The sequence below is a fragment of the Microbulbifer sp. JSM ZJ756 genome (assembly GCF_044383805.1).
GTDB lineage: Bacteria > Pseudomonadota > Gammaproteobacteria > Pseudomonadales > Cellvibrionaceae > Microbulbifer > Microbulbifer zhoushanensis.
On the sequence record NZ_JBISER010000008.1, the window covers coordinates 102,334 to 122,422 of the forward strand.

14 protein-coding genes are annotated in these 20,089 nt (G+C 60.9%); 9 read left to right on the top strand and 5 right to left on the bottom strand.

The window, feature by feature from the left end; genetic code table 11:
* Positions 1–133 precede the first annotated feature (133 nt).
* Complete coding sequence (locus tag ACH6CX_RS13615; RefSeq protein WP_232941167.1) at positions 134–2,782, top strand: TonB-dependent siderophore receptor; 2,649 nt, start codon at positions 134–136, stop codon at positions 2,780–2,782.
* 113 nt (positions 2,783–2,895) lie between these two features.
* On the opposite strand, the gene ACH6CX_RS13620 is transcribed toward ACH6CX_RS13615, so the two are convergent.
* Positions 2,896–3,939 (bottom strand): NADP(H)-dependent aldo-keto reductase, encoded by a 1,044-nt coding sequence (locus ACH6CX_RS13620; RefSeq protein WP_237063526.1) that lies wholly within the window; start codon positions 3,937–3,939, stop codon positions 2,896–2,898.
* Between the two features lie 209 nt (positions 3,940–4,148).
* Positions 4,149–5,327 carry an enoyl-ACP reductase FabV gene (gene fabV, locus ACH6CX_RS13625; RefSeq protein WP_232941165.1) on the bottom strand — a complete coding sequence of 393 codons (1,179 nt, stop codon included), beginning with the start codon at positions 5,325–5,327 and terminating at the stop codon, positions 4,149–4,151.
* A gap of 540 nt (positions 5,328–5,867) precedes the next feature.
* Between fabV and ACH6CX_RS13630 the strand changes: the two genes are divergently transcribed.
* Entirely contained in the window at positions 5,868–6,281 is a 414-nt protein-coding gene (locus ACH6CX_RS13630) for an acyl-CoA thioesterase (RefSeq protein ID WP_232941164.1), read from the top strand.
* A gap of 22 nt (positions 6,282–6,303) precedes the next feature.
* On the opposite strand, the gene ACH6CX_RS13635 is transcribed toward ACH6CX_RS13630, so the two are convergent.
* The 3 genes from ACH6CX_RS13635 to ACH6CX_RS13645 all read right to left on the bottom strand — a co-directional run bounded on the left by ACH6CX_RS13635 (position 6,304) and on the right by ACH6CX_RS13645 (position 9,556).
* Positions 6,304–7,014, bottom strand: a complete 711-nt coding sequence (locus ACH6CX_RS13635; RefSeq protein ID WP_396675567.1) for a hypothetical protein — start codon at positions 7,012–7,014, stop codon at positions 6,304–6,306.
* 146 nt (positions 7,015–7,160) lie between these two features.
* Positions 7,161–8,063 (bottom strand): universal stress protein, encoded by a 903-nt coding sequence (locus tag ACH6CX_RS13640; protein ID WP_232941160.1) that lies wholly within the window; start codon positions 8,061–8,063, stop codon positions 7,161–7,163.
* Positions 8,063–9,556 (bottom strand): SulP family inorganic anion transporter, encoded by a 1,494-nt coding sequence (locus tag ACH6CX_RS13645; RefSeq protein ID WP_370636671.1) that lies wholly within the window; start codon positions 9,554–9,556, stop codon positions 8,063–8,065. Before ACH6CX_RS13645 ends, ACH6CX_RS13640 begins: the two co-directional genes overlap by 1 nt.
* A 405-nt stretch (positions 9,557–9,961) precedes the next feature.
* Here ACH6CX_RS13645 and ACH6CX_RS13650 point away from each other — a divergent pair, with 405 nt between their 5' ends.
* The 7 genes from ACH6CX_RS13650 (at position 9,962) to ACH6CX_RS13680 (ending at position 20,017) form a co-directional block, all read left to right on the top strand.
* Complete coding sequence (locus ACH6CX_RS13650) at positions 9,962–11,242, top strand: efflux RND transporter periplasmic adaptor subunit (RefSeq protein ID WP_232941158.1); 1,281 nt, start codon at positions 9,962–9,964, stop codon at positions 11,240–11,242.
* Positions 11,243–11,291: 49 nt separating this feature from the next.
* Positions 11,292–11,993: an ABC transporter ATP-binding protein gene (locus ACH6CX_RS13655; RefSeq protein ID WP_232941156.1), complete on the top strand. Its 702-nt coding sequence runs from the start codon at positions 11,292–11,294 to the stop codon at positions 11,991–11,993.
* A gap of 13 nt (positions 11,994–12,006) precedes the next feature.
* Positions 12,007–13,320, top strand: coding sequence for an ABC transporter permease (locus tag ACH6CX_RS13660; RefSeq protein WP_237063528.1), 1,314 nt, complete (start codon positions 12,007–12,009; stop codon positions 13,318–13,320).
* Positions 13,321–13,348: 28 nt separating this feature from the next.
* Complete coding sequence (locus ACH6CX_RS13665; protein WP_232941153.1) at positions 13,349–14,554, top strand: ABC transporter permease; 1,206 nt, start codon at positions 13,349–13,351, stop codon at positions 14,552–14,554.
* A 70-nt stretch (positions 14,555–14,624) separates the two neighbouring features.
* Entirely contained in the window at positions 14,625–15,980 is a 1,356-nt protein-coding gene (locus ACH6CX_RS13670; RefSeq protein ID WP_237063530.1) for a sigma-54 dependent transcriptional regulator, read from the top strand.
* A complete protein-coding gene (locus ACH6CX_RS13675; protein WP_237063532.1) occupies positions 15,980–17,317 on the top strand; it encodes a PAS domain-containing sensor histidine kinase in 1,338 nt (445 codons plus the stop codon). The genes ACH6CX_RS13670 and ACH6CX_RS13675 overlap by 1 nt, the downstream gene beginning before the upstream one ends.
* A gap of 372 nt (positions 17,318–17,689) precedes the next feature.
* On the top strand, positions 17,690–20,017 hold the full coding sequence (locus ACH6CX_RS13680) for an immune inhibitor A domain-containing protein (protein WP_334078802.1): 2,328 nt from the start codon (positions 17,690–17,692) through the stop codon (positions 20,015–20,017).
* Positions 20,018–20,089 lie beyond the last annotated feature (72 nt).

Genomic DNA, 20,089 nt, shown 5'->3' on the forward strand with positions numbered 1-20,089 from the left:
CACAAATTTGGTCGCCCACTGGTCTCACTTTGACGCTCGGCATCTCCCCGACAGGGGAGTAGACTGATAGTCTCGAAGCGCTGTAATAATAAAAATAGTTTTCTCAATAAAAATGCATAAAGAGGACAGACCTATGGAAAGGTACCAATTCAAGAAAACCCCAATCGCACTCTGCCTGTCGGCACTTGTGTTCAGCGCACCGACACTGGCGCAATCGAACCCGACCAGCGGCGACGCCGATATCGCTGAGCGGGAAATGGAGCTGGTGGAGGTCACCGGCTCCCATATCAAGCGGGCGCAACTGGACGGGCCATCCCCCGTAGCCAGCCTCAATGCCGAGGATATTGCCGCCACCGGTGTCACCGACCTGATCGGCCTTTTTAGCAAGCTGCCCATCTCTGGCCAGGGGACCTTCTCTACCCAGGCCAACAGCAGTGACGATACCGCCAACGGAGGCTCCAGTGTCTCACTGCGTGGGCTGGGTGCCGACTCCACCCTGATCCTCGTTAACGGCCGCCGGGTATCGGTGAGCCCGTTTGCCAAGAATATCGATACCGCGTTTGTGGATATCAACAATATTCCGCTTGCCGCCATCGAGCGCGTCGATGTGCTCAAGGACGGTGCCTCGGCCACTTATGGCTCCGATGCTATCGCCGGCGTAATCAATATTATCCTGCGCGATGATTTCGACGGTGTGGAACTGTCCGGCAAGGTGGGGGGAACCTCCGCCGGCGGCGGCAGTGAGAGCAACCTGAGCATGGTATGGGGTAACGTCACCGAGAACAGCAGCCACACCTTTATCGTGGATTATTTCAACCGTGAGGAAACCCTCTACGCCGACCGGGATTACTCCCGCTCCGCCAACCAGTCGGCGCTGCGCCCGAACGACCCTTTCGCCACGGACTTCCGCAGTTCCTCGGGCATTCCCGGCACCATCGAGCTGGCCTCTGACCCCACGGTGCGCGTGCCGGACACCTTCGGAAACGACGTCTGCGCCCCCGAGGATATCGACGCGGCCAACAACCTGTGCCGTTACGATTACGCGCCGTTTATGAGCATGATCCCTTCCACCGAACGCGTGAGCTTCAATTACCTGGGCCGCTATGATATCTCCGATAGTGTCGAGGCCTTTGCAGAAATCAATGGCCAGAACTCGAAGACCACCGTACAGGGTGCAGGCAGCCCGAGCTTTGAGGAGCTGTTCATGGCGGGGGACAACCCCAACCATCCCTTTGCCGATATGCCCACCAGCCAGTTCTACCAGCAGGACCTGACCATGCGCCGGCGCACGGTGGATATCGGCAATCGCCTCAAGGAGGTTGAATCGGATTACTTCCGCAGTGTTGTCGGGCTGGAGGGAGACCTGGGAGACTGGACCTGGGAGGCGGCCTACAGCTATATCAAGAGTGACGCCGTGGAGCGCGGCGTGGACGGCTACCCGAATGCGCGCCGAACCCAGGAAGCCATCGACAGCGGCCTGTGGGATCCATTTGAGCCCTCCTCCAACTCCGCCGAGGCGCTCGCCTATATCGAGACCACCACTACCCGGGTAGGTAAATCCACCACCCGCTCATATGACGGCCAGGTGTCCGGTCCCATCCTCGCCATGCCCAGCGGCGACCTGATGCTGGCACTGGGGGCCGAGCACCGCCAGGACTCCATCAGTGACAACCCGGATGACCAGTTCCTGCGCGGCGACATCTTCGGTACCGAGGCCACCCAGGCCAACGGCAGCCGGGACAACACCGCTGTTTTCGCCGAACTGGCAGTGCCGGTACTGGATACGCTCGAAGTGCAGGTGGCAGCGCGCCACGAGGACTACAGTGACTTTGGCACCACTACCGATCCCAAGGTCTCCTTCCTGTGGTCGCCAATGGACACCATGTCCTTCCGCGGCTCCTGGGGCACCGCCTTCCGTGCACCGTCGCTGTCACAGCTGGGGCTGGGCCGTACCGATGAGTCCCCCAACCTGGTGGATAGCAGCCGCTGTGAGGCGGTGGGCAATATCAACAAGGCCTGTGAACCGCAGGAATATACCGCGGTATTTTCCGGCAACCCGGACCTGGGCCCGGAAGAGTCGGAGAGCTATAACCTGGGCATGATCGTCAACCTGGACGAAAAGCTGGTAATGACCCTGGATTACTACAACTACGATATCGAGAACATCATCGATTCCGATACCCAATATGTCTTCAGCAATTTCGGTAATGATCCCGGCGTGGTAGTGCGCCGCCCCACCGGCATACCCGGGGATCCCGGCGAGGTGGTGAACATCAATGATTCTTTCCAGAATCTCGGTGACCTGACCACCAACGGTATCGACCTGGACCTGCGCTATAACCTGGACACAGACTACGGCAGCTTCGGCTTCTCCTATGTCCTGAACTATATGCTGGAATACGAGGAACTGCGTCCGGCTGCCGATGGCGGCACCCGCATCAACCGTGAGGCGGGCGACTACGAGCTGCCGGAAATGCGCTGGACCACAGCAGTGGACTGGAGCCGCGACACCATGTCAGCCCGTGTTGCAGTAAACTTTATCGACAGCTTCGCCCAGGATGCGTCGGTTCAGCAGCCCGGGATGGGGGACGTGGACTCCATGACCACCGTGGATACCACCGTGAACTATTTCGGCTTTGACAGCATTACCGTGACCCTGGGCGTCACCAACCTTCTGGATGAGGAACCGCCCATGGACTATTCGGACTTTATGGGCTTCACGCCCAGCGTACACAGTGGCCAGGGGCGCTTTGCCTACCTCTCGTCCACCTATACCTTCTAGACCGGAACCTGGCCCGGCCTGAATACCGGGCAAAAGAAAAATCCCGCCCTGCCCTGAGGCAGTGGCGGGATTTTTTTGTTGGCTTCACCCCGTGGAAACCGGACAGAACTGTATCAGGGTGCGGGATTTGGGTTGTCGGCGTGGACCGCCTCTATCTGTTCCAGCAGGTCCTCAGCGAGCACCAGTTCTGCACTCTCGATATCGCTTCGCAGCTGCGCCATGGTGGTTGCGCCGATAATATTCGAGGTAACAAACGGCTGCCGGTTAACAAATGCCAGCGCCATCTGTGCCGGGTCCAGCCCCGCTTCCTGCGCCAGCGCCACATATTTTTCCGTCGCTGCCACGGCGCGGGGCCCGGTATAGCGCTGGAAGCGCTCGAACAGCGTCAGTCGTGCGCCGTCCGGCTTGCGGCCACCAAGATACTTGCCGGACAGGGCGCCGAAAGCCAGCGGTGAATAGGCCAGCAGCCCGCACTTTTCACGGATCGCCATCTCCGCGCAACCCACCTCAAAGGTACGGTTGAGCAGGTTGTAGGGGTTCTGGATACTGGCGATGCGGGGTTTGCCCGCTGCAGCGGACAACTTCAGGTACTCCATCATTCCCCATGGGGTCTCGTTGGAAATTCCGATATGGCGCACCTTGCCGGCCTTTACCAGTTCTTCCAGGGTATCCAGGGTCTCCGCAATTGCAATGCCGTCGTCATTGCCGTGCTCGTAGCCCAGGCGCCCAAAAAAGTTCGCCTGGCGCTCGGGCCAGTGCACCTGGTACAGGTCGATATAGTCGGTGCGCAGGCGCCGCAGGGACTCGTCACAGGCGGCGAGCACCTGCTCGCGACTGAGGCGCGGCCCGCCACGCACATGCCCCACGCCGGAGTTCGACGCGCCGCGCCCGGTGACCTTACTCGCCAGGACAAAGCTGTCGCGGTTGCCGCGCGCCGCGATCCAGCTGCCGATATATTCCTCCGTGCGCCCGCAGGTTTCGGCGCGCGGCGGCACCGGGTACATCTCGGCGCAGTCGATAAAATTCACCCCGTTGGCGAGTGCGTAGTCCAGCTGTCCGTGGGCCTCGGCTTCGGTATTCTGCTCACCAAATGTCATGGTACCCAGGCAGATTTCACTGACCTGGATATCGGTGGTGCCGAGCTGGCGGTATTCCATGGGAGTGCTCCTGCAGTTTCTCCAAAGGAGTAATTATGCAGGTTCGGGGAGGGTAAATGTAGGAGCGGCCCATGGCCGCGATTACAGCCAGGGAAAAGCGGTAGCGTTAATTGCGGCCAGAGCCAGGATCAGGGAATTGTCCTGATGCTCCAGCGCCGCCTGGGACCAGGGCGAACACAAGGTTCGCCCCTACAGGCCGGGAGGGGGGATTATTTGAAATCCGCTTCCACAACCGGGCTGGTCTCGGAATCGTAATCGACACCCTTGACGCCGAAGCCGAACAGTTTCAGGAAGTCCGCCTGGTAGCCTTTATAGTCGGTCAGGTCGAACAGGTTCTCTTCGGTAACCTCGGGCCACAGCTCCTCGATGCGGGCCTGGGTCTCCGGGCGCAGCTCCTTGTCATCCATGCGATAGCGGTTGTCGCTGTCGAGGCGCGGGCTGTCGCTGTACAGCCCCTCGGTGTACAGGCGGTAAAGCTGCTCGATACAGCCTTCATGGGTCCCCTCTTCCTTCATCACCTGGTAGACCAGCGAGATGTAGAGCGGCATCACCGGGATTGCGGAGCTGGACTGGGTCACCAGGGCCTTGAGCACCGCCACGTGGGCGTCGGCCTGCCCCTTGCCACTGATCTCTTTGGCCGCGCGATCCAGGTCTTCCTTGGCCTTGCCGATGGTGGCGTGGCCGTAGATCGGCCAGGTGAGCTTTTCGCCGATATAGGTGTAGGCCACGGTCTTGCAATCGTCGGCCAGTACGCCTGCGTCCCCCAGGGCCTGCAGCCACAGTTCCCAGTCCTCGCCGCCCATGACCTTGACCGTCGCATCGATCTCTTCCTGGTTGGCGGGTTCCAGGGTGATGTCGGAAATTTCCAGCTTGTCGGTATTCAGGTTGCGGGCGGTGTAGGACTTACCCACCGGCTTCAGTACCGAGGAGTGCAGCTCACCGGTTTTCGGGTCCTTGCGGCGCGGCGAGGCCAGGCTGTAGATCACCAGGTCGACCTTGCCCATGTCCGCCTTGATCATGTCAATCGCCTGGGCCTTTACTTCATCGGAGAAGGCGTCGCCATTGATGCTTTTGGCATACAGCCCCGCCTTGTGGGCCTCTTCCTCGAAGGCGGCGGAGTTGTAGTAGCCGGCAGAGGCGGTGCGCTTTTCGGTCGGCGGTTTCTCGAAGAACACGCCCAGGGTGCCGGCCTTGCAGCCGAATGCGGCGGTGATGCGCGAGGCCAGGCCGTAGCCGGTGGAGGCGCCCACCACCAGCACGTTTTTGGGACCACCCTCGATGGCTGGCTGTGACTTGATATAGTCGATCTGTTCACGCACGTTGGCGGCACAGCCCTGCGGGTGGGCGTTGGTGCAAATAAAGCCACGTACTTTGGGCTGGATAATCATGCCTGAGTCTCTCCCTTCAGCTCTGGGATGCGGGGGCGGCGGGCCCTGTGGCTGCCGCACGCCGGTTATTCTGTTCCGGTAGTTACCGGTCGGGCGCTACGACGCCCGGGTCACGGAGGCGAGTCATTCTATCGGCCTTGCGGTCCCAGTCCATAGCAACCAGCTCTGCCACCGCAACAACCTGTCCAGAATATCCCGATAGCAGGCCAAACTGGCCAAGCCGTCCACCTCCTGTGGCAGCGGCGTCCCGGCGCCTCGCTGCCCTTCCCACACCCCAGGCCCCTGCCGGCTCATGGTGCAACCGTCCGGCCGGCTGCCACCAGGGGATGCATCGGGCCGCGCCAGCTGTCACCCGGTTCCCCGGCAGCGTCGCTACTGCTGTCATCTGCCATTGGCACACTCTGTGCACCATCCGGGGTAAATGGTCCGTGGCCCCTGCACTGGCACCACCGTCACCGACCAGGATTTCACGGGCCCCATCGCCCTACACCAGGCGCAGTGGGACCCACTGGCAGCACCGAGAGGTAAAGAGAGGTAATCATGAAATACTATTCCCGCCACTTCGTAAAACCCGGAGATCTCAATCCCGCACAGCGCCTGTTTGGCGGCCAGCTGCTGGCCTGGATCGACGAGGAAGCGGCCATTTTTGCCGGCTGCCAGATGGGCACCCCGATGGTGGTTACCAAGCTGATGTCGGAAATCAATTTTGTCAGCTCGGCATCCTGTGGCGACGTGGTGGAATTCGGCTTTGAGGTGGTAGGCATCGGCCGCACTTCGCTGACCATCCACTGCGAGGTGCGCAGGAAACAGGACCGGGAACTGATCCTTCAGGTGGACCGTATCGTCTTCGTCGCACTGGACGCCGAGGGCAGGCCCACCCCGCACCGGAAAGCCGGCATGACCGTGGAGCAGGCCCGGCAGGCCACGGAGCGCGAGCAGCGGCTGGCGAGCTGACCAGGCCCGGGGCCCGTGCCGGTCAGCGCGCGGGTCCCCCCACGGGCTTGCCCTGCCGTACCCCGTCGCCCGGGTACAGGGTACCAAACAGCAGGTCCCCGATCGGATAAGTGATATTGAAGTTGTACTGCCCCATCAGGCGCGGGTCGTGGTGCCAGGTATGCAGGCGACGCAGCCGCGCCATTCCCGGCAGGCGCCCGATCCACGCATCTTCACGGGTGTGGTAGGCGAAGTGCAGTAACTCGTAATTCAGGAAGTAGGCCAACACCGTCGCCGCATACAGCCAGCCCACATTGGCGCCTCCCAGCCACGCCACCAGGATGCCCGATGGCACCACCGTCACCAGCAGGAAAAACACCACCAGCACCGGCGGAAAGAGTACCGCATGGAAATCGCGGCTGCCGTCGAAGGCCATGGCGTCACTGTGGAAGAAGCGGTGATGGCGCAGCGTGTGGCGGCGGTAGACGCCGGACAACAGTTTCCGGCGCCAGCCCCGGGGCGGGTGGTGCATGGGTCCCCGATGGCCCCAGTATTCCATCAGGTTCACATACACAAACGTCAGGGGCACTGCCAGCCAGGCATACCAGGCCGGAGCCCGCAGCTGCAGCAGGCACAGGATACAGACGGCCACCGTGGCACAAACGGTAAATGCCAGGTGCAGCCAGCCGCTGTAGAGGCGGCCGATATGGCGTTGTCGATAGCGGTGGCGAAAGGAGCGAACCCTGGCCGGCACGGGGGGGGTTGCTGGCCCTGATCGGTGGGGGGAATAAAACTGGCTCATGGCGACCCTCGGCTCCATTTTGCATGCCGGCCCGGGCAACGGCACCGGGCGGGCGGGGTCTGCGCATCAACTACAGCGCGGCGGGTAATGTCAGGTAATCAGCGAAGCAACAATACCGGCTGCCGGGTTTTGAGCAGCATCTTCGCCGTGACGCTGCCCATCAACAGGTCGCGCAGGCGATTGTGGCTGAACGCGCCCATCACGGTCAGGTCGATGTCGTTTTCCTGCTGGTAGGCGGTCAGGGCCTCGACAATGTTCCCCTTCAGGTTACTGGCGGTTACTGCCAGGCCCGCAGCGTCCAGCTGTGCACTGGCTTCGGCCAGCAACGCCTCCGCTTTTTCGGGCTCGCCCACGAACACCAGGTGGCAGGATACACCACGGAACACCGGGCTCTCGGCGACCATCTGCAGCGCCTTGCCGGCAGCCTCGCTACCGTCGTAGGCCAGCATGATGCGCTGTGGCTCGGCGAACTCCCGGTTGACCACCAGGATCGGCCGGTGCAGGGAACGCACCACGTTTTCGAGCTGCGAACCCAGCCCCTGCTCGGAATCGCCATGCTCCTCACCGCGGATGCCGAGGACCAGCACCCGGATGGACTCTTCCAGCTCGATCAGTGATTCCGCCAGGCTGTCGTGGCGCTGGCAGGTTTCCACCTGCTGCACGCCGGCCATGGCGGCGCGCTCACGCGCCGCCTGCAGCATCAGCTTGCCCTGCTGGACCATCAGGCGTGCGCGCTGCTGCTCCAGCGCGGTGAGTTCTTCCAGCAGCTCCTCCTGGCTCCCCAGGCCAATACTGCCGGTCAGGTCAGCCACTGCCGGCACATTGCCGCGCTCGATATTGTGCAGGAGCTTCAGTGGCGCCCCGGTGCGCGACGCAATCCAGGCAGCGTAATCGCACACGGCACTGGTATGGCGGGAACCATCGATGCAGGACAGCACCACCGGCTCGCGCTTCTTTCCGTTAACCTGTTTTTCGTTATTGTTTTCTGGACTCTCGGTCATCAGTGTCCTCCCAGGACCCTCTCGATTTCTTCCGGCTTGTCGTGCACACCAAAGCGGTCGACGATAGTCTCACTGGCTGCATTCAGTCCCACCAGCTCTACCAGGGAGCCCTCCCGGCGGAACTTCACCACGGTCTTGTCCAGTGCGTATACCGCCGAAACATCCCAGAAATGCGCCCGGCTCAGGTCAATGACCACCTTGTCCACCACCTCCCTGAAGTCAAAGGCAGCGACAAACTTGTCAGCAGAGTTGAAGAATACCTGTCCTACCACGCGGTACGTGCGGGTGGAGGACTCTTCATCCAGCTCTGAGGCCACGTACATGAAGTGGCCGACCTTGTTGGCAAAAAACAGGGATGCCAGCAGTACACCGACAAATACACCATATGCCAGGTTGTGCGTCCACACTACCACAATCACGGTCGCCAGCATGACCAGGTTGGTGGAAAGGGGGTGCTCCTTCAGGTTGCGGATGGAGTCCCAGTTAAAGGTACCGATGGACACCATGATCATCACCGCCACCAGTGCCGCCATGGGAATCACCGCCACCAGGTCACTCAGGAACACCACCAGGGTCAGCAGGCCGACACCCGCCACCAGTGTAGACAGCCGCCCGCGACCACCGGATTTCACGTTGATCACCGACTGGCCGATCATCGCGCAACCGGCCATGCCACCCATCATGCCGGTGGCGATATTGGCGACACCCTGGCCCTTGCACTCCCGGTTCTTGTCACTGGGCGTGTCGGTCAGGTCATCCACAATGGTGGCGGTCATCAGGGACTCAAGCAGGCCTACCACTGCCAGCGCGGCGGAATACGGGAAGATGATCTGCAGGGTCTCGAAATTGAGCGGTACTTCCGGCCACAGGAACACCGGCAGCGTATCCGGCAGGTCACCCATGTCACCCACGGTACGGATATCGAGGCCCATATACACCGCCACCGCCGTGAGGGTGAGAATACAGACCAGTGGCGACGGCACCACCTTGCCAATTACCGGGATACGCGGGAACAGGTAAATGATACCCAGGCCAGCCGCGGTCATCGCATACACGTGCCAGGTGACATTGGTCAGCTCCGGCAACTGCGCCATAAAGATAAGGATCGCCAGCGCATTCACGAACCCCGTCACCACGGCCCTGGAGACAAAACTCATCAGGCTGCCCAGTTTCAGGTAGCCGGCGATGATCTGCAGCACCCCGGTCAGCAACGTGGCCGCCAGCAGGTATTGCAGCCCGTGCTCTTTCACCAGGGTCACCATCAGCAGCGCCATGGCACCGGTGGCTGCCGAGATCATCCCCGGGCGTCCGCCCACAAACGCAATCACCACGGCAATACAGAAGGAGGCGTAGAGCCCCACGCGCGGGTCCACCCCGGCGATGATGGAGAAAGCAATGGCCTCGGGGATCAGGGCGAGGGCCACCACCAGGCCCGCGAGTACATCGCGGCGGATATTGCCGAACCAGTCGGCCTTGGTCGAGGAGAGCAGCATAGCAGTCGGGTTCCAGGGCGGAATCGGGTAATCAGTCGGGTTAAAAACTGGTCAAAAAAAGGCCGCGCACTCTACCACGGGCCAGATTCCACATAAAGGCGCGGCGCCCCACGGCACACCTGTCCGGGCCACTCTCCGGCCGGACAGCGGACACTTGCAGCGGACACCTGGCGCCCCGACGACCCACCAGGAAAATCAAAATAATCCTTTCATTTCAATAAGTTACAAAAATGTTCAGACATGGCACAGCCCTTGCTCTAATGGCTTGTGACAGTCATCTGCACCAGCGGATACCGATAACACCGACTGCATCCACAACGGGAATTCATTGCGTCAAAGGCCTGCAGGCACCGGCGCCAACTGACAAAAACCTAGCAAGCAGCGATAAAGGACCAGAACAGAACAATGATAAGAGATACCTCGGGACAGGATATCCAGCTGGACGCCGCCCCCCTCTGGAAACAACCCAAGGCCCTGAAGGCCGCCGGCATCACCCTGCTGGCCATGGCCCTGGTGGGCTGGGGAATCAAGTCCTGGCACGACACCGGCAGCGTGGACGGCATCGTGTCCCTGTCACAGGTCAACGTGGCAGAGGTTCAGCGCGGGGACCTGGTCCGGGACCTTGTGGTCCAGGGTAAGGTGGTGGCCGCCAACAGCCCTACCCTGTTCAGCCCGGCCCAGGGCATCGTCAGGTTTACGGTCAAGGCCGGCGATATCGTCGAGGAGGGCCAGCTACTGGCCCAGGTGGACAGCCCCGAGCTTTCCAACCAGCTGGCCCAGGAGGAGGCCCTGCTGAACAAGCTGACCGTTGAGCTTGAGCGGCAGAAGATCCAGGCCAAGCGCCAACGCCTGGAGAACCAGCAGAAGGCAGACCTGGCAAGTGTCAACCTCGCGGCAGCCAAGCGCGAGGTACGCCGCGCAGAACTCTCCATCGAGAAGCAGATCATCTCCCGCCTCGACTTTGAAAAAGCCATGGACGACCTGGCCCGCGCCGAGCTGGAGTACAAACAGGCGGTACAGAATAGCGGGCTGGAGAAAGAGGCACTGGCCTTTGAGACCCGCACCCTGGAGCTGCAGGTATCGCAGCAGAAGCTGAAGGTCGAAGAGCTCAAGCGCCGCGTCGGAGACCTGCGGATCACCTCACCGGTCGCCGGCACCGTCGGCAGCCTGGCCGTGGCACAGCGCAGTGCCATTCCCCCCAACGCCCCGCTGATGACCGTGGTGGACCTGCGCAGCTTCGAGCTGGAGGCCGCCGTGCCGGAAAACTATGCCGATGACCTGGGCCTGTCCATGTCCGTGGCCATCAACCTGGGCGGCCGCGAAGTGCCCGGTGAAATCACCGCAATCTCCCCGGAAGTCATTAACAACCAGGTGGTAGCCCGGGTGCGCTTTACTGACGGCCAGCCGGAAAAGCTGCGCCAGAACCTGCGCCTCACTGCGCGGATCCTGCTGGAAAACCGCAATGACGTGATCCTGGTCAAGCGCGGTGCCTTCCTCGACCAGACCGGTGGGCGTTACGCATGGAAACTCACCGATGACAACCAGGCCGTTCGGGTTCCGATCCAGATCGGCGCCCTGGGCCTGAACCAGGTGGAGATCATCTCGGGACTGCAGGAAGGTGACCAGATCATCACCTCCGCCACGGAAGAGCTCGACAATGCACAGCTGGTAGCACTGAAACAGTAAACACAGAATTTTTTGACAATCGATAAATAATGACAAAGGGAATCCCACGATGCTCAAGATGCACAACATCCGCAAAAGCTATCGCACCGATACCATCGAGACCCACGCCCTGCGCGACTTCAGCCTCGAGGTCAACGAGGGGGAGTTTGTCTCGGTAACCGGCCCCAGCGGCTCCGGCAAGACCACCTTCCTGAACATCGCCGGCATGCTGGAAACCCCCACCGGGGGCGAGTACCTGCTGGACGGGGATAATGTCAGTCACCTGAACGATCGCCAGCGCTCACGCCTGCGCAATGAAAAAATCGGCTTTATCTTCCAGGGCTTCAACCTGATTCCCGACCTGAACCTTTTTGACAATATTGATGTGCCGCTGCGCTATCGCGGATTCGACGGCAAGGAACGCCGCCGCCGTATTGAAAAAGTGCTGGAACAGGTAGGCCTGTCCGCCCGCGCCAAACACCTGCCGTCCCAACTCTCCGGCGGCCAGCAGCAGCGTGTGGCCATTGCCCGCGCCCTGGCCGGTGAGCCGCGCTTCCTGCTCGCGGACGAACCTACCGGCAACCTGGATTCCCTGATGGCCCGCCAGGTGATGGAGCTGCTGGAATTTATCAACGAGTGGGGCACCACCATCGTGATGGTGACCCACGACCCGGACCTTGCCCGCCGCGCCCACCGCAACATCCAGATTGTCGATGGCCAGGTTTCCGACCTGCAACGGGCCATGGTACCGGCAGCCGCGGACATCGCATAAGGGGATTGCAGCCATGATCGGATACTACATTTCCCTCGCCGTTCGCAGCCTGCGACGCACTCCTATCCTGAGTGCGCTGATGGTAGCTGCCATTGCCGTCGGTGTAGGCGCAGCCATGACCACACTGACTCTCAACTACATGATGTCCCGCAATGCGCTGGCAGAAAAAAACGATGTTCTCTACGCAGTGCAGCTGGACAGCTGGAGCAGTACCGACACCGTAGAAAATCCCAGCGAAATGCCCTGGCAGGTCACCTACCAGGACGCCGTCGCCCTGCTCCGCTCCGACATCCCCAGCAAACAGGTTGCCATGCATCGCTGGGGTGGCCCCATCACGCTGGAGAATTCAAAAATTCGGCCGTTTATCGCCGATGCCAGGGTTACAAGCCGGGACTTTTTCAGCCTCTTTGATGTGCAGTTTATTTACGGCGGCACCTGGAACAGCGAAGCGGATAAAAACCACACCCAGCAGATCGTGCTGTCCGAGGAAACCAATAACAAGTTGTTCGGCGGTGAAAACAGCGTGGGCCGCAGCGTAAATTTCAACGGTACCCCCTTTACAGTCGTGGGTGTAACCGAGCACTGGCAACCCAGCCCCAAAGTGCACGACCTGAACAACGGCCACTTCAATGACTCAGCCGAGGCGTTTCTGCCATTTGGGCTGCATCGCCAGTTCGAGATCTACCCCTGGGGCAACACCAATGGCTGGAAATCCGAGGAAATCAACAGTTACGAGGACCGACTCAACAGCGACATGGTCTGGATCCAGTACTGGGTACAGCTGGACACCGCGGAGGATGTAGAGCGTTACGGGGATTTCCTCACCGGTTATATCCGCGAGCAAAAAGAGCAGGGGCGCTTCCCCCGGCCACTGAAATACGGCCTCAGTAGCCCTTCCGAGTGGCTGGAGTTGAATGAGGTGGTCGATGGCGATGACCGCATGCTCAGCTGGCTGTCACTGGCCTTCCTGCTGGTGTGCCTGGTGAACGCGGTGGCACTTCTGCTGGCCAAGTTCCTGCGCAAGGCGCCCGAAGCTGGTGTGCGCCGTGCGCTGGGTGCAAGCCGCAAGGCCGTATTCAGCCAGCACCTGGTGGAGAGCGGCTGTGTCGGCCTGGCCGGTGGGCTGGTGGGCATCCTGCTGACCCTGGCCGGCCTGGGCCTGATACGCCAGCTGCAGATGGGCTATATGGACCGTGTCGCGTCGATGGACTGGGCTATGATGCTCGCTGCCATCGGCCTGGCCATCCTGTCCAGCCTGCTGGCGGGCCTGTATCCGGCGTGGCGTATCAGCCGTACCAACCCGTCGATCTACCTGAAGACCCAGTGAAGCCCGCAAGCGCAAAAAGGAAAGAACCATGCTGGAACTGAGACCCATTTTATCGGCGCTGTGGCGCCACAAGATCTCCGCCCTGCTGATTGCCCTGCAGCTGGGCCTGACCCTGGCCATTGTCAGCAATGCGCTGGTGGTGATCGACGAGCGCACCGAGCGTATCTCCCGCCCGACCGGCCTGGCCGTTGAAGACATCAACAAGTTTCACTTTATGGCCATCCCGGAAGACTACGACATGTTCGAGGCGTTCCGGCTCGACCTGGACATGATCCGCGCACTGCCAGGAGTAGCCAGTGCCACCATCAGCAACCATGTCCCCCTGTCCGGCAGTGGCTCCGCAAGCGGTTTCTATACCGAGCCCAACAAGGAGACCGGGGGCACCAGTGCCAACTACTACACCGTGGACGAGCACTTTATCGATGCCATGGGTATGAAACTGGTTGCCGGCCGCGGTTTCTCACCGGAAGAGGTCAAGCAGCTGGGCGCCAGCAGTAGCGAGCGTCCCAAGGTTGCGGTGGTCACGCAGAAATTTGCCGACGACGTATTTCCGGAGGGCAATGCCCTCGGCAAGGCGTTCTTCCTTGGCGGTGAAGACCATCCCATCGAGATCGTCGGTATCGTGGAACGCAACCTGGGTCCCTGGCCGAACTCGTCCCTCGCCGGCCGCGGTGTCTTCTACCCCGCAATCCTGGATCAGTGGTTCTACTATATCGTGCGGGCCGAGCCGGGCCAGCGGGACGCGGTACTCAAATTGGTGGAGGAGAAACTGGCCGAACGCGACCCCAACCGGGTAATCAATTCGGGCACCATGGAAGAAGACAAGGACGAGTACTATGCCGGTGATAATACAATGGTCAAGGTCCTGACCAGTGTTATTATCCTGCTGACGTTTATCGTGGCCTTGGGGATCGTTGGCCTCACGGTTTTCTGGATAACCCAGCGGCAGAAACAGATCGGCGTACGCCGCGCCCTGGGCGCAACCCGCAGTGCCATCAGTCGCTACTTCCTGCTGGAAAACCTGATCATTGCAGTCGCCGGTATCCTGCTGGGGGCGGCGGCGGCACAGGTCTTCAACGGGTTCCTGGCCCGGGAATTCAACCAGCCGGCGCTGCCGCCGATGGTGACACTCGCCTGTGCCCTGTTACTACTGGGTGTCAGCCTGGGAGCGGCCCTGGTACCGGCCCTGCGGGCCGCCAATATCTCACCGGCAACCGCCACTCGCAGTGTGTAAACTGCGGTAAACTATCCTCCCCGGAACGGGCGCTCGCGCCCGTTTTCCATTTGCGGATACGACTGAAAACATGGATAAAGTTCTCGTTATCGATGACAACCCGGGCATCATCTCCGCCCTGGAGCTGTTGCTGTCACTGCACAATATCGAGACCGCCAGCGCGGTTACCCCGCAGGCGGGCCTGCAGCTGTTACGTGAACACGGGGATATCAGCCTGGTGATCCAGGACATGAACTTTACCGCGGACACTACCTCCGGTGAGGAGGGGCGGGAGCTTTTCTTTGCCATTCGCGAGATCGCACCCGACCTGCCGGTGATCCTGCTGACGGCCTGGACCCAGCTGGAGATGGCCGTGGAGCTGGTCAAGGCCGGGGCCGCCGATTATCTCGGCAAACCCTGGGACGACAACAAGCTGGTGGCCACGGTCAAGAACCTGCTGGAGCTGAACGAGCTGCAGCAACAACAACAGCGTGCCAGCCAGCGAGCTCTCAGGGCTCGCGCCCAGCTCGAACAGGATTACGACCTGCAGGGTATCGTGTATCGCAGCGATGCCATGCAAAAGCTGCTGGAGATGGCCGCCCAGGTCGCAGCCGCCGACATCCCGGTGCTGATCACCGGTCCCAACGGCGCCGGCAAGGAGAAAATCGCCGATATTCTGCAGGCCAACTCCTCCCTGCGCGACGGCCCCTACATCAAGGTCAATGTGGGCGCCCTGCCCGAGGAACTGATGGAAGCCGAATTGTTCGGGGCAGAGGCCGGCGCCTACACCGGTGCCGGCAACAAGGTGCGGCAGGGCCGCTTCGAGGCCGCAGACGGCGGCACGCTATTTCTGGATGAAATCGGTGAACTCTCCGCCAGTGGCCAGGTAAAACTGCTGCGAGTACTGCAGACCGGCGAATTCCAGCGCCTGGGTAGCAGCCAGACCCGCCGGGTAAACGTGCGGGTAATCAGCGCCACCAACAGTGACCTGCCACAGCAGATCGCGACCGGCAATTTCCGCCAGGATCTCTTTTACCGCCTGAATGTTATTGAGCTGAAGCTGCCTCCCCTGCGCGAGCGGCCGGAAGACATACTGCCGCTCGCGCGCCGCTTCCTGCAGGAGGCCCCCGGCAATGCCAGGCAATTATCGGCCCCGGCGCAGCAGGCACTGGTTCGTTACGACTGGCCAGGCAATGTACGTGAACTGCAGAACACCATGCAGCGCGCCGCAGTCCTCACCCGCGGAGACAGTGTCGAGGTGGAAACCCTCAACCTGCCCGAGCCCGATACTGCCAGTCGCGTGGACCTGGGTTTCGAACCCAGCCGCGAACTGCTCGAGCAGACCCTCGCCAGCTGCAATGGTGTCATTGCCCAGGCTGCGCGGGAGCTGGGCCTGAGCCGCCAGGCGCTCTACCGGCGGCTCGATAAATATGGGATTCCCTACTGATGGCGCTGAGAATTTCGCTGGAGGGACGGATAGTTGCCAGCTGCCTGCTGGCAGTACTCGTCGCCACGACCGTTCCCTTTGTATTGTTGAGTGCCTTTGAACTCGACCCCGGGCTCGCCTGGGCTGGCGGCCTGCTTCTGGGAGTGGTCGCCGTAATTGCACTGGTGCGGCTGGTGACCGGCCCCCTGGAGCGCGACCTGGTAGCGCTTGAGGGAGGACTATTGAATTTTCGCGACGGGGATTTTTCCATATCCCTCGCCCTCAAGCGCAACGACCAGCTGGGCCAGATCGCAAGACTCTACAACGATGTAAGTGAAATCCTGCGGCGGGAACGTACCCATATCTACCAGCGCGAACTGCTGCTGGATACAGTGATCCAGAGCTCGCCCCACACGCTGCTGCTGGTGGACCAGACCGGTCGTATCATTTACGCCAACACCAGTGCCCGCCACCTGCTTCACTCTGGCAGGCCGATCAATGGCATGAAACTGGCCGACCTGTTGCAGGAGTGCCCTGCAGAGCTGGCGACAGCCATCGAGAGCGGTGAGGATGGCCTGTATAGTTACAGCGATGACGAGGGCGGTCACTCCCAGCATGTCAGCAACAGCGTGTTTGTCCTGAATGCGCAGAAACACCGACTGGTATTGATTCGCGAGATGACGCGGGAACTCACCCGCGCCGAGGTGCAGGTGTGGAAAAAAGTCATTCGCCTGATCAGTCACGAGCTGAACAACTCCCTCGCACCCATTTCCTCCATGGCACACAGCGGCAAGCTACTGGCCACCCAGGAGGGTCAGACAGAAAAGCTTGTTCGGGTGTTCGATACCATTGCGGAACGTTGCCAGCACCTGACCGAATTCACCCAGGGCTATGCGCGCTTCGCAAAACTTCCTGCCCCGAGCCGGGAAGAGGTGAACTGGCAACAGCTCATGGAAAGAGTGGAACCCCTGCAACCATTTTTACTCTGCGGCACGCTGCCCAGCCGGCCGGGGTATTTCGACCCGGTACAGATGGAGCAGGCCCTGCTCAACCTCCTGAAAAACGCAGGCGATGCCGGCAGCCCGCCAGGGGAAACGGAAATTGAGGTGCGCACGGATCGCCAGGGGCAGAGGATCACCGTTCGTGATCGAGGCACAGGCATGGGAGACAAAGTACTGCAGCAGGCACTGCTGCCTTTCTATTCCACCAAGCCCGGCGGCATGGGCCTGGGCCTGGCCCTGTGTCGCGAGATTGTCGAAGCGCACGATGGCACTATTCAGCTGCATAACCGCACCGGCGGTGGCCTGCAGGTAAACCTTTTCCTGCCCTGGCCAGATAATATCGACGCACCTTACTAGAATTTAATTTTACGTCGGTACTAACGTTCATAAAAAATGCGGCAACAAGTAATTTTGTACCTAGTAAGGTTCATCACCCCCACCCTGGGCTTGATAACACTGCATGGTTAGTACTTTTTACCAAGATAGAAAGCCGGTGCTCTTTCCCCGCACCATCCCGCCTTACCATTTATCTGACGATTACCCCAACCTGGTCACGATTTTTATTGCGTCCTTTCGCATCCCGTTCGTCATAAACTCCAGCGGTCAAAAGAATTGACCGCCGGGGCCATGGATGGCTCACGGATTTCGCCCTGCGCAATGCATGCAGTCAGCTTCCGATGAGGTTTTCCCGCCCGAATTCCCAATAGCACTAAAGATAATGAGGAATTTATGTCCAAAACCCACCAGCTATTTTCTGCCGGGGCCCTGGCCCTTGGGCTGATTGCCACCGCCCAGGCCGCTGACCGGCCGGCCCACGGTGGCCCCCTGGATCTCGCCATCGCCAATGAATCCAAATTGATTGAGATGCTGAAAAAATCCGGGCGAATCGATGCGAATGCGAACCTGCCCCAAGCCGAACAGGCCTTGCGGGAATACCTCAGGGAACGTGCCCAACAGGCCACCGAGCAGCGTGGCGCTGGCCTCGCCGGCAATAACTCCAGTGTACTCGCGAACCACAGCGAACACAGCTTCGCGCAAGCACTGCAGAACGGCAACGGCAACAAGCTCGGCCGCGCAAAACAGAAAAAACCGTCCCCGCTGCGCCCGGATGCCTATCATGGCGAGGCCAACAACGCCCGCGTGCTGGCCATCCTGATGGAATTCCCGGACTTCCCCCACAACAGCATCCAGCCCGGGGAGTCAGACATGTACTACCCGGATTACACTCCGGACCACTATGCGGGCCTGCTCTTCTCAGAAAGCGGTTTCACCGGGCCCGCCGGCGAAAACCTCCTCTCGATGCAACAGTTCTACTGGCAGCAATCCGGCAACAGCTACAGCGTTGAGGGCTCAGTCGCCGGCTGGTACATGGCCAGCCAGCCCGCCGCGTTTTACGGCAACAATGCTGACGGCGATGCCAGGGCCCTCGTACGCGAGGCTCTGCTGGCGGCGGCGGCAGACCCGACCGTTAACCTGTCGGAATTTGACAACGAGGATCGCTACGACCTCGACGGCGATGGTAATTACTGGGAGGCCGACGGCCTTGTCGACCATGTAATGATCTTCCACTCTTCCGTTGGCGAGGAAGCCGGCGGCGGCCAGCTGGGCGAGGACGCCATCTGGGCCCACCGCTGGACGCTGGGAGCGGCCCCCTTCCCGATCCCCGGCACCAGTGCCACGGTGGATTACTGGGGCGAGGACATGCCGATGGCGGCTTACGACTACACCATCCAGCCGGCCGATGCCGCGGCCGGGGTGGTGAGCCATGAGTATGGCCACGACCTGGGACTGCCGGATGAGTACGATACCCAGTACACAGGCCGCGGTGAGCCGGTGTCCTCCTGGTCTGTGATGTCGAATGGCAGCTGGGCCGGCGTCATTCCCGGCTCCGAGCCTACGGGCTTCTCCGCCTGGTCGAAGGAGTTCCTGCAAAATAGCATGGGGGGCAACTGGCTGCACGGTGCCACCATCGATCTCGCCGACATCCCCGCTGAGGGCGTGCAGGCACTGCTGGATGAGGCGGTCAGCAAGGGCAGCAACAACGATGCCGTCCGCATCGACCTGCCACAGAAAAAGAAGATTATTACTACTCCCACGAGCGGTGAATATGCCTACTTCAGTGGCAGCGGTAACGGACTGTCCAACTATATGCTGGTACCGCTCGACCTGAGCAACGCCAGCAGTGCCAGTCTCGCCTTCAAGGCATGGTACGACATCGAGAAGGACTGGGATTACGCCTATGTTTCAGTGTTCGATGGCAGCACCGAAATCCCTGTCCCACTGGCGGGTAATATCACCACTGACAGCAGCCCCTACGGACAGAACCCGGGCCACGGTATCACCGGCGCCTCCGGCGGCTGGGTCGATGCCGAGTTTGACCTGAGTGCGTATGCCGGCAAGCAGGTATATCTGCTGCTGAATTACTGGACAGACGGCTACGTCGCCAACCCGGGCTTCTTCGCTGATGACATCCGGGTTAGCGCTGATGACACGACACTGTTGCTCGACGATGCCGAGTCCACCGGCGCCTTCAACCTGGCCGGCTTTACCCGCGACCCGGGCTACAGCCTGCACGACCACTACTACCTGCTCGAGTGGCGCACGCACCGAGGTGTGGACCAGGGCCTGAAGCACGTGAATGTGGCCGGGGAACTGCTGGAGTTCAACGAGGGACTGCTGATCTGGTATGCGGATACCAGCTACGCGGACAACTGGGTCGGGATCCATCCGGGCAATGGCTTCCTCGGTGTAGTGGACGCAGACCAGCACGTGAATACCTGGAATGACCGCCAGGTGGCCTCGACCCGTTACCAGGTACACGATGCCGCATTCAGTATCGACAAGGCCGCAAAAGAAACCCTGGATCTGCTGTCGGGCTACAACCTGCTGCTGCGGGATAACTTCACCGCGCGTAATCCACTGTTTGACGACAGCAAGGATTACAGCAACAGCCCCATCCCCGATGCGGGTCGCGCGATCAGCACCTATGGGCTCAAGGTCCGCGTCACCTCCCAGAGTGACGACAAGTCCGTGGGCCAGGTTTTACTGTACCGGTAAAGCTTCGCAGAAGCCCTTCCGGGGCGGCACGACCTGTGCCGCCCCACCTTTCCCCTTGAAGAAAAATAAACG